The following is a 15,233-nucleotide window of genomic DNA, read 5'->3' as shown; positions in this document are numbered from 1 at the left end:
TAGAATAGAACAGTGTGCGAGGGATTTACAGTAGTCCGATGACCAAGCAGTTCACCTCGGTATGGACGCGTGAGCCGCGCCAGCCCAAAACGACCGGCCTCCGTCTCGAGCAGATCGTCGCCGCCGCGGTCGAATTACTCGACGCCGAGGGTCTGGACGCGTTGAGCATGCGCAAACTCGGCGCCAAACTCGGTGCGGGCGCGACCAGCATCTACTGGTACGTCGCGAATAAGGACGAACTGCTGGAATTGACGCTGGACGAGATCTGGGGCCTTGTCGAGACCCCCGATCCAGCGGAAGCGTCCTGGCGAGAGGTCGTGACGACCTACGGCTACAACCTCCGAGCGACCCTCCTGGCGCACCCGTGGGCGGCAATCCTATCCGGGCAGTTGCCGAGCATGGGACCCAACGCATTCCGGCTGTCGGACCGCCTGCGCCGCACCCTCACCCAGGCGGGCTTCACCGGCGTGGATGTCTACCTTGCCGCCGGCACGGTGACCAGCTATGTACTCGGCCAGGTCGTTCCGGAAATAACCCTGGCAAAGGTCTACAACGACGACGACTACGACATCGACTACCTGATGCAGATGATGGAGCCCTACCGCGACGAATACCCCGAGATGCTCGACGAATACCGCAAGGCGATTCCGGCCGACCTTTCCAGCGGTCGCGCCGTGGCATTCGACTTCGGGCTGCTGTGCGTCATGGACGGTCTCGAGTCGCGACTACGGGCCGGACCGGCACAGCATCCGAGTCCACCCAGCACCCAGCCGTCGAGGCAGGTACGGCGCGAGGCGTCGGGCGCGTAAGCACCGCCTCCGGCGGGCCCCGGAATAGAACGGCGACTCCACCCGTTCCATTGGTTGCCACATCCACCAAATGGATGTCAGACTTGGCCACAGGAGGTGTCGTGCAGTTCGGAATCTTCACGGTCGGGGACGTGACCACCGATCCGACCAACGGTCGGACTCCGACCGAACACGAGCGCATCAAGGCGATGGTGACGATCGCGCGCAAGGCCGAAGAGGTCGGCCTCGATGTCTTCGCCACCGGTGAGCATCACAATCCACCGTTCGTACCGTCGTCCCCTACGACAATGCTCGGCTATATCGCCGCACAGACCGAGCGGTTGCTGCTGTCGACCTCGACGACCCTGATCACCACCAATGATCCGGTGAAGATCGCCGAGGACTTCGCGATGCTGCAACATCTGGCCGACGGCCGGGTCGATCTGATGCTCGGACGCGGCAATACCGCTCCCGTCTACCCCTGGTTCGGCAAGGACATTCGCGACGGCATCCCGCTGGCTATCGAGAATTACCATCTGCTGCACCGACTCTGGCGCGAAGACGTGGTCGACTGGGAGGGCAAATTCCGTACGCCGCTGCAATCGTTCACCTCGACGCCGCGCCCCCTCGACGATGTTGCGCCGTTCGTCTGGCACGGCTCGATCCGCAGCCCCGAAATCGCCGAGCAGGCAGCCTTCTACGGCGACGGCTTCTTCGCCAACCACATCTTCTGGCCGACCGAACACTTCCAGCAGCTGGTCGAGCTGTATAGGCGCCGCTTCGAGCACTACGGTCACGGTAGCGCCGACCAGGCGATCGTCGGCCTGGGCGGACAGCTGTTCATACGCAAGAACTCCCAGGACGCGGTGCGCGAGTTCCGCCCCTACTTCGACAACGCACCGGTCTACGGGCACGGCCCGTCACTCGAGGACTTCACCGACCAGACGCCGCTGAGCGTCGGCAGCCCGCAGCAAGTCATCGACAAGACCCTGACCTTCCGCGAATCTTTCGGCGACTATCAGCGACAACTGTTCCTGCTCGACCACGCGGGCCTGCCGTTGACGACGGTGCTCGAGCAGCTGGATCTACTCGGCGAGGAGGTAATCCCGGTACTGCGTAAGGAGTTCGACGCACTGCGCCCGGCGCATGTTCCCGACGGACCCACGCACGCGGCGCTCGTCGCGGCCCACGATTCGGAAGCATCAACAACCCCTTCATCAACAACCCTTTGAGGAGACGCCAATGTCCGCCAGCACCGCCAACGCATTGACCGCAGGTACCTGGGCCATCGATCCGGCTCACTCCACCCTCGGCTTTTCCGTGCGCCACCTCATGGTGAGCAAAGTTCGCGGACGGTTCGCCGACTTCTCCGGCAAACTCGTCATCAATGCGGACGGCACCGCACAGGCCGAGGTGGAAATCCGGGTCGACTCGGTAACCACCGACAACGAGCAGCGCGACAACCATCTGCGCACCGCGGATTTCTTCCACGCCGAAGAGTTCCCCGTCGCCACCTTCAAGTCCACCGGATTCCGGGTGAACGGCGAAGACTTCGTCGTCGACGGCGACTTCACCATCCGCGGCACCACCAAGCCGGTCTCGCTGGATGTCGAGTTCCTCGGCGCCAACCCTGGCATGGGCCAGGGCCCGGTCGCCGGTTTCGAAGCCAAAACCGTCATCAACCGCCGAGACTTCGGCATCACCATCGATATGCCCCTGCCCGACGGCGGCGCCGTAATCGGCGACAAGATCACCCTCACCCTCGAAATCGAGGTCGGTCTGCAAGGCTGACTCAGCCCACCGACGACCGCTCGGGCCAGCCACCGGCCGCCGTCCCAGGAGTCGGCGTGGATGCGGTAGCCGGTGGTCGTCCGGCGGGTCCGCGCGCCGTTTTTCGCTGGAGGCGGCGGGCTCCCCGGAGAGCCCGCTGGTTCTACTTCGACCTCATGTAAGCCCGCAGTCGCTCCTCGCGGCTTGTCAGGCAACAGCTCGCACAGCGCACCGCCTCTGCACTTGTGTAGTACAGACAGCAGGTGTTGCGCAGATAGACCAGCCGCTCCTGGCCGTCCGGCGCCTGTCGGAGCCGTACCACCTCGCCCAGCGTCGCGAGTCCTCCGGGGGCGATGTCGGCGAACTGCCGCCAGCGGGCGGCCAGCAGATCCGCCTGTGCGCCGTACGCGCACAGCGCCGTGGCGCAGCCATGGGCGATACCGCCGCGCAACTGCCTGGCCCCGGCGCGGGTATGGCGGTGCAGCGCATCGGCGATGGGCAGCAGATGTTCGTCGAGCACGGCGCGGTGCAGCAGCCGTACGGGGTCCTCCCCGGCCCGGGGCACCAGCAGCCGGGCTCTGCGCACCCTGACTCCGCCGATCCCGTGCGTGGCGGGGCGCACCAGGACATTACCGGACCGCATGTCAGGGACCTCGTCGTACAGCGCCCAGTGGAGCATGGCGGCAGCGGTGACCCAGCCCGCGTACACCGCCATCAGGGTCAGCGCGGTCGCATGGCCGGTGCGGTGGCCGCTGCCTGCGCGCTCACTCTCCAGCAGCCTGGACAGCTCCGCGCCCGCCGAGTCGGCCAGTCGTTCGGCTGCCAGCCACGGTCCTGCTTCGCCTGCGGACGGTTCGCCCTCGGTGACCTGCCAGCGTGGCCCGTGCGGCAGGGGCGTCCAGGCAGGGGACGTGTTATCGCTCACGGCAGCGGGAGGTAGACGACGTTGGGAGAGCCGGTGACCGGGTGGGCGCCGATCCGGGACCGCACCCCGTAGACCTCGGCCAGCAGTTCTTCCGTCAGTACCGCGTGCGGGGAGCCGGACGCCACCACCCGTCCAGCGCTGAGGACGAACAGCCGATCGCAGTAAGAAGCGGCCAGGTTGAGGTCGTGCAACACCAGCAGATTGGTGGTGCCCAGTGTCCTCACCAGGCCGAGGATCTCCAACTGGTAGCGGATGTCCAGATGGTTCGTGGGTTCGTCGAGCGCCAGCAGCCCCGGTTCCTGGACCAGGGCACGGGCGATCAGGGCCCGTTGCCGTTCACCGCCGGACAGTTCTTCGAACCGCCGGTCCGCCAGGGGCGCCGCGCCGACGCGCTGGAGCGACTGGTCGATGCGGCGGGCGTCGTCGGCGTCGTCCTGCTCCCAGAACCGTTTGTGCGGGCTTCGGCCCATCGCCACGACCTGGCGCACGGTCAGGCCGAAGGTGCCGGGGCTGTCCTGCGGTACGACGGCGACGCGGCGGGCCCGTTCCTTCACACCGAGGGCCGCGGTGTCCGCTCCGTCCAGTAGGACCCGACCCGCTGCGGGGCGCAGCGCGCCGTATACACAGCGGAGAAAGGTGGTCTTGCCGCTGCCGTTCGGCCCGACCAGGCCGACCGTCTCGCCGGGGGCGGCCTCCAGCGAGACCCCGTCGAGCAGGGTACGGCCGGCCACCTCGTAGCTGATCCCGTCGGCGGCGAGCGCCGTCGGGGACGGTGCCTGGCTCATCCGGTGATCCCTTCGGTACGGCTGGAGCGGCGCAGCAGCCAGAGGAAGAAGGGGCCGCCCACCAGGGCAGTGATCACCCCGGCGGGAATCTCTTCCGGGACTGCCACGGTCCGCGCCAGCAGATCGGCCAGCAGCAGGAAGACGGCCCCGCCGAGCGCGGTCACCGGCAGCAGTCTGCGGTGGGACGCGCCGACGACCAGCCTGGCGGCGTGCGGAATCATCAGGCCGATGAAGCCGATCGCCCCGCTGTAGGCGACCAGCACGCCGATGATCAGTGACACCAGCACGAAGACTCCTCCCCGGAAGCGCCCGGGGTCCAGGCCGAGGCTGCGGGCCCCTTCCTCTCCGGTCAGCAGCAGATCCAGCGGACGGGCCAGGCTGATCAGGAGCACGATCCCGATGCCCAGTACCACGGCGGGCAGCGCCAGTTGGTCCCAGCGGGCGCCGCCCAGGCCGCCCAGGGTCCAGAACAGGATCGCCCGCACATGTTCGGCCCGGGAAGACAGCACCAGGATCAGGCTGGTGAACGCGGACAGCACGTACTGGATCGCCACACCGGCCAGAATCAGTCGGCCCGTTGTCATAGTGCCACCGCGCCGGGCCATCGCGTAGACGGCGACCAGCGCGGCCATGGACCCGGCGAACGCGGCAATGGGCAACGCCACGTCGGTGGCCGCCCCGGCGCCGACCCCCAGCACGACGACGACGGCGGCACCCGCTGATGCCCCGGACGAGGCGCCCAGCAGGAACGGATCAGCCAACGGGTTACGCACCAGTGCCTGGAGCACCGTGCCCGACAGGGCCAGCCCGGCGCCGACAACGCCCCCGAGCAGCACCCTGGGCAGTCGTACCTCCCACACGATCGTCGGGTACGCACCGGTGCGTTCACCGCCCAGGACCGTACTCAATACATCGACCGGCGGAATCCGTACCGGGCCGAGCACCAGGCCTGCCACCGCCGCCGCGAGCAGCAGCACCGTGAGGACGCCGATCACGACGGGGGTCGAGCGGAGGATGGACTTCGGGCCGGGGCTGGCGGACTCCGCGCTCACGGAGTGCCGGGGTGCAGCTGCCTGGCCAGGTCCTGCACGGCGTCGGCGACCCGGACACCGAGCACGGCCGAGGACAGCGGGAGTACCGCGAACTTCTTGTTCTTGATCGCTGGCACGTCCGCGAGTGCCGGATCGTTCAGCAGCCGGTTCTTCTTGGCCTCCACCGTGGTGCCTCCGTAGTCGTAGATCACGACCACCTCGGGCTTGCGCTTGATGACCTGCTCCCAGGACACGTGGCCGAAGGTGGCGTCGAGGTCCGTGAAGACGTTCCTGCCCCCGGCGAGCCGGACGATCTCGTTGCCGATGCCGTTGCCGCCCGCTGTGAACGCGGAGCTGTCGCCGGAGTCGTACACGAACACCGAGGGAAGTGCGGAGCCCTCGAGCTCTGCCTCGACCGTCGCGATCTTCTGTCGCTCCTCGTCTATCAGCTTCTCGCCCCGCTCCGGTACGCCAAAGGTTCGGGCGACCTGGGTGATCTCGGTGGCGAGCTGTTCGATCCCGACGTTGCCCTTGGTGCAGTTCTCGATGTTCAGCCGGGTGTTGATGCCGTCCTTCTGGAGCCCCGCCCGGTCCTGGCCCTTGGCCTTGTCAAAGGCGCTGTTGTACCCGCCGTATACGAAGTCGGGATTGGCACCGAGCAGCACCTCCTTGGAGGGGTACTCCTTCGCGAGCACTTTGGTCTCGGCGTATGCGGACCGGTACTTCGGCAGGATGCTGTCGTCCAGGTAGGCCGTCCCGGCCAGCCGGTCCTGGAGCCCGAGTGCCAGCATGACCTCGGTGGCGTGCTGGTTCATGGTGACGGCCCGCTTCGGCGGGGCGTCGAAGGTCGTCCTCGTACCGCAGTTGGTGACCGTGTAGGGGAAACCGTCGGCGGCCGGTGCGGCCTCTGCCTCGTCCTCGCCGTCTGTGCCGGAGCCGCAGCCGGTGAGCGGCAGCAGGAGCAGCGGTATGAGCGCGAGTAGTACATGGCGGATGTGGGGCATGGCCGAGCCTTTCCGGGGGATGTCCTCGTCCCCTGGGTTGCATGAGAAGGCGGCGCGGCAGTGTCTGGCTTCCGGGCTGCTGCAGCCCGGTCACAGTGGCGGGACCGTACCGGATTCACACCGGTTTCCTGACGCGTCGCCCGAGTCTTCGGTGGCCATTCTTTCAGACCGCGCATTCCGGGCAGGGCCTGGCCCTTGCGCTGGTGGCCCTGGTCAGCCCCGGACGCCGATGTCCGCGACGAAGGCCGCCACACAGGTCCTTCCCGAGAACACCTCGAGGACGGGAGCGGTCGTCGCGCCCGGCGGGTTCGTGTCCGATTCTTGCCAGCTGTCCGTGCGCGCGGTATCACTGGAGCGACTGGATGTGGCAACCATGGGTACGGCGGGCGGACCGCTGGTGGGCAGTGTCGACGACGACTCGAGTCGAGAGAATGAGGCGGCAAGGAATGATGCGGGCTGAAGGCTGCCTCGATGATTGACAACAGACGATGATTGACAACAGATAATGGACGACGACACCACTCCGCTGCGGCGAATCGACGGCCGTCATCCCGAGCGCCGACGCAGGTCCGATCGTTCACCACATGATGCCGATCGTGCACCGCGTGACTCCGACAGTGCGCCGCGAGCTCGGCACCGACGGGCGGCGGCTCCCTCGCCGAAACAATGGCGCGAGCCGACCACCACTCGGCGCCGCACCGACCCGTCACCGAAACGTCGTGCCGCGCGGCTGGCAACCCGGCTGGTGGTCGCCACGACCGCGATCGCCGTGCTGACCGGAACCGGCTTCGCCTGGTCGGCCAAGAGCGACTTCGATCATGGCTTCACCCGCACCGACGCGATCGGTGCCGACGCGCCACACTCGCTCGGCGGCGATATGAATATCCTGCTGATCGGCCTGGACAGCCGCAAAGATCAGGACGGCAACGACCTGCCGAAGGCAATCCTCGACCAATTGCACGCGGGTGACGGCGAAGAGGGCGGGTACAACGCGAATTCGCTGATCCTGCTGCATATTCCGGCGGATATGCAGAAGATCGTCGCGTTCTCCGTTCCGCGCGACGACTATGTCGCGGTATCCGGCATACCCGGCTACGACCACGCCAAGATCAAGGAGTCCTACGGGCTGAAGAAGGCCGCCACACAAGCCAAGCTGATAAGCAACGGGGAAACAGACCAGGTCACACTCGAACATCAGGGCCGCGAAGCCGGCCGAGCCTCGATCGTGCAGACCGTCCGCAATCTGGTGGGTGTGCCGATCGACCGCTTCGCCGAAATCTCGCTCGCCGGTTTCTACGACCTCGCGACCGCGCTCGGCGGTGTCGATGTCTGTCTCAATCACGCGGTCGACGACAGCTACTACTCAGGCGCGTCCTTCCCGGCCGGACCGCAACACCTCGACGGCTCCGACGCGTTGGCCTTCGTACGGCAACGACACGGCCTGGAGAACGGCGACCTCGATCGCACCCATCGGCAGCAGGCATTTCTTACCTCGGTCGCCAAATCACTCAAGGACACCGGCACGCTGACCAACATCGGCAAGCTCTCGCAGTTGATGGATGTGGCACACCGCGACGTGGTGCTGTCGGATAACTGGAACCTGCTCGACTTCGCCCGCAACCTCGGTTCGGCGGGCGCGATGTCGGTGGAGTTCCGGACCCTGCCGGTGCTGCGCTACGACAATGTCGACGGACAGGACGTCAATATCGTCGATCCGGCGGCCATCAAGAAGGAGGTCCGGGCGGCCTTCGGCTTCGAGGCATCCCAGCCCGCCTCGGTCCACATCCCGACCAGCACGGTCGACGTCCACAATGCGGGCGGTCAGACGGGTCAGGCCGCCAAGCTCTCCGCCGCGCTCGCCACCCGCGGTTACCGTCCCGGCGCGGTCGGCAACGGCACCTACGCCGATGGCTCCGCGTCCACCGTCAGTTACGGGCCGGGTGCCGACGCCGACGCCGCCCAACTGGCCGAGGCGCTCGGGCTCACCGCTACCGCGTCGAGCGCGACCCAGCCGGGGCACATCACTGTCGTGATCGGCGGCGACTTCACCATGCCCACCGAACTGTCCCCCACCTCGACATCGACATCGCCGACAACCGCACCGGATATGCCGGTCCCCGACTCGGGCAAACCGGTCGCCACCACCATCGGCAGCACCGTGCCCTGTGTGAACTAGATCATTTACGCGGGTCAGGCGTTGACGGTTAAGGCAGTGCCATACGGCCGGTAAACTATCCGACGGGACATCACGAGTTTGCGCGCCGCTGGGAACGCACGGCGAAACATAGGAGATCCATGTCGAGTCGCCGCTTCCGGTCGAGCATTGCCGCGGGTTGTGCGCTTGTGACGGTTTTGGTCGTCGCAGCCTGCTCTTCGTCGACGCCGAAACCGGCGGCCGGGTCCGCCGGACCGGCGACGCCCGCGATTTCCATCAGCCCCGGAGCGGGGAACAATGTCGATCCGCTCGGTCCGGTGAACGTGACCGCGAACGACGGGATCCTGACCTCGGTGAGCATGACCAACGAGCAGGGCAAGTCGGTCGAGGGCATCCTGACCCCGGATAAGACGGCATGGAAACCGGCCGAATCGCTCGGATACGGGCACACCTACACGGTGTCCGCCGATGGCCTCACCGTCACCGGCCGCACCGGCCCGACGACCGCGACCTTCTCCACGTTGACCCCGCCCAACCAGACGAAGGCATATTTCACGACCACCGCGGGCAACTCGCTGACCGACGGCGGCACCTTCGGCGTCGGCACTGTCATCGTCGCCCACTTCGATGAGGACATTCCCGATCAGGCCGCCGCCGAGAAGCGGCTGGTCGTAACGACCAACCCGCCCGTCGAGGGCTCGTGGTACTGGCTCGACGACCGCAATGCGCATTGGCGTCCGCAGCAATACTTCGCGCCGGGCACCAAGGTGAGCGTCGCGGCCAATATCTTCGGCGCCGAGCTGGGCGAGGGCCTGTTCGGTCAGGAGGACAGCAAGACTTCCTTCACCATCGGCCCCTCGCACGTGTCGATAGCCGATGACAACACCAAGCAGGTGCAGGTCTTCGAGAACGGCAACCTGATCCGCACCATGCCGACCTCGATGGGCATGGGAGGCAGCGAGTCCGTCGCGGGTAAGACCATTTCCTTCTGGACCCAGCCCGGCATCTACACGGTCATGGACAAGGCCAACCCGGTGATCATGGACTCCTCGACCTTCGGCCTGCCGGTCAACTCTCGCCTGGGCTACAAGGAAACCATCAACTGGGCGACCAAGATCAGCACCGACGGCATCTACCTGCACGAACTGGCCTCGAGTGTGTGGGCCCAGGGCAATACGAACACCTCACACGGCTGTCTCAACCTCAGCCCGGCGAATGCCCAGTGGTTCTTCAACTTCGCCGTCCCAGGCGATGTGGTCGAGGTCCGCAATACCGGCGGCGCCCCGCTCGATGTCTGGCAGAACGGTGACTGGGGTCTGCCGTGGGATCAGTGGCTCGAGGGCAGCGCGCTGAGCTGAGCTGTCGGCGACCTGCCCCAGAGGTTCCAGTAAGCGACATGCGCCCGCGTGGTTACCTTCAGAACAGTCGCAATGCGCTCAACCGCCATCCCTTCACCCGAGTGTGAACGATGTGGGCGGCCACGGCGAAATGCCGGTCGGCACGGACATACGAGGCGCATACCTCGGCGTTCGACGCGTCGGTCGCGACCACGTGGACGCGCGCCAGCGTTGCCGCGCCTATTTTGCGTCCCGGCGCAAGATCGGCTCGGACGAGCGTGCGGACCCGAGAAACCACCGTGGGCTCGGCGAGAGCGGCGAGATGGGTGACCGGACGACGATGGTCGAATATCTCGAGTGCCAGTCGCAGCGCCCGTTCGGCGAATTGCTGTGCGGCCGAATCCGCTGCGGTGTGCCGATCGGCCGGCGGCCTTGTCGTGCCGGTCCGACCGGTGCGGCAGATCCGTGACGCGGGCGGCTCGGATTCGGGTTGTCCCCGGTGCCGTGTCGGGTGACAGGGCCGCAATGGCGGCTCAGTCCTCGGCGCCCGCGACAAACCAACGCGATGTCTGTCCATCAACCAACCCCCTCACCCCTGACCGCGACCCCCGCGATCGAATCGCGCAAGCATGACACGAATCTCGGCTCCAGTAAAGACGCAGGTCAACCAACCCAAGCGTCCGCTCTGGCCGATGGGCTCACACCGTCTCGAGTACACCCTCGAATGCCGCTTCGGCGGCGCCTAGCAGTTTCAAATCGGCACCGAGCGAGGACTTTTCGACCCGGACCCCGCCGAATGCCCGACTTACCATGCTCCGTCGGCGCACCTCATCCGCGGCCCGTACGACCACGGCATCGGGAAGGGCGGTCAGCAGGTCACCGAGCACGACGAGCTCGGGCCCGAGAATATTGACCACATTCACCAAACCGACTGCGAGCCAATCGATATACTCGCCGAGCCGATCGATCGCATTCGAATTTCTTTCCAGCTCCCGCAATTCCGCGACGATCGCACCGCGCGGGCTGTCGGCGGCGAGGCCGAGTGCGCGAGTCAGTGCCGCCTCGCCGATCTCGGTCTCCCAACAACCCTCGTTACCGCAGTGGCATTTTCGCCCGCCCGGCCGGATGGTCATGTGCCCGATCTCGCCGAGATATCCCGCCGCGCCACGCAGCAGCGCGCCCTGGGCGATCAGTCCCCCGCCGACTCCGATATCCGCGGAAACGAACACCGCGTCCGATACTCCCCGGCCGACGCCGCGCAGATGTTCGGCCAACGCACCGAACTCCGCGTCGTTGCCGACGACCACGGGAATCCCCAGTAGCGTGCGCATCCGCTCGCCGAGTGCGACGTCGCGCCACCCGAGATTGGTGGCGTCGTGCACATGTCCGTCGGATCGTCGGACCACCCCCGGCACCGAGACTCCGGCGGCGGCCGGTCGCAATCCGAGGTCTCCGGCGAGTAGTGCCGCGGATTCCGCGACGTGGGTGAGGACCTCGTCGGCGTGGCGCTGCCTACCGCGTAGATTCCAGCTGTCACGTCCGAGGATCTGTCCGCCGAGTCCGGTCAACGCGATCCCGACATGCTCGACCTGCACGTCCACCGCCAGCACCACCACCGCCTGCGCCTGCGGCAGCACCAGCAGCGACGGCCTGCCCGCACCGCGCGCGAGGCGCGGCACCCGCTCCTCGACCACCCCGGTCGCGGCCAGCCCGTCCACCAACATTTTTATGGTGGAGCGGTTGAGGCCGAGCTCGGTCGCCAATGTGGCTCTGGTCGCCGGACCACCCGCGTGCAATCGGCGCAGCAGGCTCGCCCGGTTGAATCGACGCAATTCGTCCGGGCGGGCGACTGCTGGGCTGGTCATGCCCTCAGGGATACCATCACCCGCGCTCAGCCCGCCGCCGCGGCCGCTCGACGGCGGGTCAGCGCATCCACCGTGGCCGCCAGCAACAGCACCAAACCGGTGACTATGGCGACGACCGCGGCGGGTTGTTCGAGCAATCCGAGTCCGTTGGCGACGACGGCAAGCACGGTGCCGCCGATGACCGCGTCCGCGACCCGGCCCTTACCGCCGAACAGCGAGGTGCCACCGATTACCGCCGCACCGACGGCGAACAGCAGCGTATTGAGCCCACCCGCCTGTGGATCGACGGAGCCGACCTTCGAGGAGTAGACGATAGCGCCGACGGCGGCACACGAGGAGCACACCACGAAAACGCTCGCCCGAATCCGGGTGACGTTGATGCCGGCGCGCCGGGCGGCCTCGCGATTACCGCCGACCGCGTAGATGTGTCTGCCGTAGCTGGTGCGATTGAGCACGTAGGTTCCGAAGACGAGCAGCACCAGCACGATAGGCACAACATAAGGGACGCCGCGTATTTCGATCGCGTCATTGCGCGACCTGTTCACGGTGAGCAACGCGGTCGCGACGGCGGCCAGCACCATGAGCACCGAAACCTTCACCACCACAAGCGGTGTCGGCTGCGCGACCAGACCTCGCCGCAGTCGCAGCACGTGCCTTCCGATCGTGAGCGCCGCGTATCCCCCGGCCCCGACGACGAAAAGCACCCAGCTGCCCACCGTCGACAGATTCCCGTTGGCCACTCGGTCGAGCACCCTCGAGGAACTGATCCCGAGCACTCCGCCCTCACCGATGAGCTGCAGAATGACGCCCTGCCAAGCCAGGAACAGGGCCAGCGTCACCACGAACGACGGCATGCCGATTTTGGCGATGAGGAACCCGGTGATGCAGCCGATCGCGGTGCCGACACACACCGCGAGCAGCATCTCGATCCACGGATTCGCCTCCAGCCCAGACACTGTCAGCGCCAGCCCGAGCAGCGACATCGCGACACCGGGCCAGATCCGCAGTAATCCGGCGAGCACAGCGGCCAATACCAGCATCGCGACGAAGACGATGAACACCGTGGAACCCATGCCCGCGAGGAGGTTTCCGTTCTCGACGTAGTGTAGGGCCAGCACCGCGCCCGCGACGCCGGACGCCGTGCCCGCCGACAGGTCGATCTCCCCGATCAGCAGCACGAAAACGATGCCGATCGCGATGATTGTCTGCCCGGCCCCCTGCGCCAGCAGATTCGCGATGTTGTTGAGCGAGAAGAACACATCCGACAGCGACGAGAACATGACGACCAGCGCCACCAGACCCAACAGCGCTGGTAGCGAGCCGATATCGCCCCCTCGCAGCCGAGCGAGATACTCGCGTGCCGCATCCGCGGTGGATTGGGTTGTGGTGTCGATCCCGAAATCGGCGACCGCCGTCGGCACCGGGGCGGCCGAAATATTGGTCATCGCAACGTCTTTCTCGTTCACGGCCTTATTACTCACAGCACGGCCGATTCCGGTCGCGCCAGCCCGAGATCGCCGCTGCGGCCCGCGGTGATCAGCTCGACGACCTGACTGTGGGTGACGTCCTTGGTGTGCACCTCAGCCGCCATCCGCCCGAGATACAACACCGAAATCCGGTCGGCGACCTCGAAGACGTCGGCCATATTGTGGCTGATCAGCACCACGCCGAGGCCCTGCTCGGCCAGGCGCCGGACCAGATCGAGCACCTGCCTGGTCTGCGCGACGCCCAACGCGGCGGTCGGCTCGTCGAGCAGCACCAGATTGCTGTTCCACAGCACGGATTTCGCGATGGCCACCGTCTGCCGTTGCCCGCCCGACAAAGCCGAAACCGGGGTGCGCACCGACTTCACGGTGCGCACCGACAGCGAGGCCAGGGTTTGCCGCGCCGCCTCCTCCATGCTTGCCTCATCGAGCAGCCACGGGCGTCCACGTTCCCGGCCGAGGAACATGTTCTGCACGATGTCGAGATTGTCGGCCAGCGCGAGATCCTGATACACCACCTCGATACCGAGCTCGGCCGCGTCCTTCGGACCACGAATATGCACCGGCGCACCCCGGTAATTCACCGTCCCGGAATCGAAACCATGAATGCCCGCAATGCATTTCACCAGCGTGGACTTTCCGGCGCCGTTGTCACCGACGAGTGCGGTGACCTCCCCGGCAGGCGCGGTGAAGTTCACATCGTGCAGGACATGCACCGGCCCGAAACTCTTATTGAGACCGGTGATCTGAAGTAGCGGCTCACTCATATTCGGCGCGCCTTCAGGAGATGCCGAGTTCGGTGCAGGCCGCGGCCAGGTCGCCGCCACAGATCTCGCGCGCGGGCACGTACCCCTCGGCGACGACCCGCTTGACGTCGAACCTGGTCACCGAATACGGCTCCAGCAGAACGGATTTGACCTCGCGATTGCCCTTCGAGTCCTGACTCGTACCGGTAGCGAGCGCGTCCGCCGCCGCCTTGTCGCCATTGGCCAGCGCCACAGCGAGTTTGGTCACCGCTTCGGCTTCCTGCTGAATCGGCTTGAATACCGTCATGTACTGATCGCCACGCAGAATCGCCTTCAATCCCTCTGCGGTCGCGTCCTGACCGGTGACCGGAACCTTGCCGTTGAGCCCGTTCTTCTTCAGCACGGTGATCACCGCGCCCGCGAGTCCGTCATTCGCGGCGACCACGCCATCGACCTTGCCCGCGTTCGTGGTGAGGATCTGCTCGAAGGTGGTGCCGCCCTTCTGGTTGTTCCACCCCTCGATCGGCTGGCTCTGCACCAACTTCAGCGCGCCCGAGTCATACAGGGGCTGTAGCACTTTGCGCTGTCCGTCGTGGAATAGCGTGGCGTTGTTATCGGTCGGCGCTCCCTCGATCTCGACCACCTGCCCGCCCTGCTTGTCCTTCAGCGCGTCCGCGACCCCTTGGCCCTGCAACTGGCCGACCCGAACGTTGTCGAACGAGACGTAGTAGTCGGAGGACCCACCGAGGTTGAGCCGGTCGTAGTCGATGGTCGGAATGCCCGCCTTCTTCGCCTTGGCCGCCACCGCCCCGCCGACCTCGCTGTTGATGGCCGCGATGATCAGCACCTTCACGTTCTTGGCGATCATCCCGTCCGCCAAGGTCGTGAACTTCTGCACCTCGCCCTGCGCATTCTGCACGTCGGCATCGAAACCAGCTGCTCCCAATGCCTTTTCGAGCATCGGCTTGTCGAAGCCCTCCCACCGCGCCGAGGTTGCGGTCTCCGGCAGGATCACCCCGATTGTCCCGTTCTTCCCACCGCCGCCGCTGCCCGCACTCCCGCCGTCGTCACGCGAGGAGTTCGCCCCACACGCGCTCAGCGCGAGCACCCCCACCAAACCGACTGCCATTCCTGCGTGACGGATCCCGATCCGCACCCGTCCGTGCCCGATATTTCCCGGCGAGTGCTGGCTTTTCGTCCACATCTGGAGGAACCTTCCTGGAACAACCGACGACCTTGTCGGAAGACTCCGGCACCGCGTCGCGCTAATATGTTGTGGGCAACAACATATGCCGATGCGCGACACCAGGGGCGGAGTAGACGTCACAATTCGACAACATCGA

At 66.3% G+C, this 15,233-nt stretch carries 15 protein-coding genes and 1 riboswitch; of the genes, 5 read left to right on the top strand and 10 right to left on the bottom strand.

From position 1 onward, the window contains the following. The first annotated feature begins 38 nt into the window (after nucleotides 1-38). The 3 genes from LKE06_RS13170 (at nucleotide 39) to LKE06_RS13160 (ending at nucleotide 2,579) form a co-directional block, all read left to right on the top strand. On the top strand, nucleotides 39-809 hold the full coding sequence (locus LKE06_RS13170; protein ID WP_227998916.1) for a TetR/AcrR family transcriptional regulator C-terminal domain-containing protein: 771 nt from the start codon (nucleotides 39-41) through the stop codon (nucleotides 807-809). A gap of 101 nt (nucleotides 810-910) precedes the next feature. Continuing rightward, nucleotides 911-2,020, top strand: a complete 1,110-nt coding sequence (locus LKE06_RS13165) for an LLM class flavin-dependent oxidoreductase (RefSeq protein WP_227998915.1) — start codon at nucleotides 911-913, stop codon at nucleotides 2,018-2,020. Between the two features lie 10 nt (nucleotides 2,021-2,030). After that, nucleotides 2,031-2,579, top strand: coding sequence for a YceI family protein (locus tag LKE06_RS13160; RefSeq protein ID WP_227998914.1), 549 nt, complete (start codon nucleotides 2,031-2,033; stop codon nucleotides 2,577-2,579). 142 nt (nucleotides 2,580-2,721) lie between these two features. On the opposite strand, the gene LKE06_RS13155 is transcribed toward LKE06_RS13160, so the two are convergent. From LKE06_RS13155 to LKE06_RS13140, 4 genes are read right to left on the bottom strand one after another with little or no spacing between them, the layout of a single operon-like run. Next, the gene (locus LKE06_RS13155; RefSeq protein WP_227998913.1) at nucleotides 2,722-3,483 is read right to left on the bottom strand and encodes a (2Fe-2S)-binding protein; all 762 of its coding nucleotides are present in this window, start codon (nucleotides 3,481-3,483) and stop codon (nucleotides 2,722-2,724) included. Next, complete coding sequence (locus LKE06_RS13150) at nucleotides 3,480-4,268, bottom strand: ABC transporter ATP-binding protein (RefSeq protein WP_227998912.1); 789 nt, start codon at nucleotides 4,266-4,268, stop codon at nucleotides 3,480-3,482. Before LKE06_RS13150 ends, LKE06_RS13155 begins: the two co-directional genes overlap by 4 nt. Further along, complete coding sequence (locus LKE06_RS13145; RefSeq protein WP_227998911.1) at nucleotides 4,265-5,320, bottom strand: FecCD family ABC transporter permease; 1,056 nt, start codon at nucleotides 5,318-5,320, stop codon at nucleotides 4,265-4,267. The genes LKE06_RS13150 and LKE06_RS13145 overlap by 4 nt, the downstream gene beginning before the upstream one ends. Continuing rightward, nucleotides 5,317-6,303, bottom strand: coding sequence for an ABC transporter substrate-binding protein (locus LKE06_RS13140; RefSeq protein ID WP_227998910.1), 987 nt, complete (start codon nucleotides 6,301-6,303; stop codon nucleotides 5,317-5,319). The genes LKE06_RS13145 and LKE06_RS13140 overlap by 4 nt, the downstream gene beginning before the upstream one ends. 39 nt (nucleotides 6,304-6,342) lie before the next feature. Beyond that, a riboswitch (cobalamin riboswitch) is annotated at nucleotides 6,343-6,491 on the bottom strand. 317 nt (nucleotides 6,492-6,808) lie between these two features. Here LKE06_RS13140 and LKE06_RS13135 point away from each other — a divergent pair. Then, the gene (locus LKE06_RS13135) at nucleotides 6,809-8,479 is read left to right on the top strand and encodes an LCP family protein (protein WP_227998909.1); all 1,671 of its coding nucleotides are present in this window, start codon (nucleotides 6,809-6,811) and stop codon (nucleotides 8,477-8,479) included. 70 nt (nucleotides 8,480-8,549) lie between these two features. Here the strand turns inward: LKE06_RS13135 and LKE06_RS33140 are convergent, their stop codons facing one another. After that, nucleotides 8,550-8,819 carry a hypothetical protein gene (locus LKE06_RS33140; protein ID WP_372477331.1) on the bottom strand — a complete coding sequence of 90 codons (270 nt, stop codon included), beginning with the start codon at nucleotides 8,817-8,819 and terminating at the stop codon, nucleotides 8,550-8,552. Here LKE06_RS33140 and LKE06_RS13130 point away from each other — a divergent pair. Beyond that, nucleotides 8,812-9,816 carry a L,D-transpeptidase gene (locus tag LKE06_RS13130; protein WP_372477330.1) on the top strand — a complete coding sequence of 335 codons (1,005 nt, stop codon included), beginning with the start codon at nucleotides 8,812-8,814 and terminating at the stop codon, nucleotides 9,814-9,816. The two genes, LKE06_RS33140 and LKE06_RS13130, sit on opposite strands and share 8 nt — an antisense overlap. Nucleotides 9,817-9,874: 58 nt before the next feature. Here LKE06_RS13130 and LKE06_RS13125 read toward each other — a convergent pair whose 3' ends face one another. The 5 genes from LKE06_RS13125 to LKE06_RS13105 form a co-directional block, all read right to left on the bottom strand. Continuing rightward, nucleotides 9,875-10,372: an Rv3235 family protein gene (locus tag LKE06_RS13125; RefSeq protein ID WP_227998907.1), complete on the bottom strand. Its 498-nt coding sequence runs from the start codon at nucleotides 10,370-10,372 to the stop codon at nucleotides 9,875-9,877. 121 nt (nucleotides 10,373-10,493) lie between these two features. Further along, entirely contained in the window at nucleotides 10,494-11,660 is a 1,167-nt protein-coding gene (locus LKE06_RS13120) for an ROK family protein (protein ID WP_227998906.1), read from the bottom strand. 26 nt (nucleotides 11,661-11,686) lie between these two features. Then, a complete protein-coding gene (locus LKE06_RS13115) occupies nucleotides 11,687-13,126 on the bottom strand; it encodes a sugar ABC transporter permease (protein ID WP_227998905.1) in 1,440 nt (479 codons plus the stop codon). 11 nt (nucleotides 13,127-13,137) lie between these two features. Beyond that, entirely contained in the window at nucleotides 13,138-13,911 is a 774-nt protein-coding gene (locus tag LKE06_RS13110) for an ATP-binding cassette domain-containing protein (RefSeq protein WP_227998904.1), read from the bottom strand. Between the two features lie 13 nt (nucleotides 13,912-13,924). Beyond that, entirely contained in the window at nucleotides 13,925-15,094 is a 1,170-nt protein-coding gene (locus LKE06_RS13105; RefSeq protein WP_227998903.1) for a sugar ABC transporter substrate-binding protein, read from the bottom strand. Nucleotides 15,095-15,233 lie beyond the last annotated feature (139 nt).

Source organism: Nocardia australiensis, assembly GCF_020733705.1.
Classification (GTDB): Bacteria; Actinomycetota; Actinomycetes; order Mycobacteriales; family Mycobacteriaceae; genus Nocardia; species Nocardia australiensis.
Note: the sequence above shows the minus strand (reverse complement) of the source record. Positions and strands in the feature narration are given on the sequence as shown.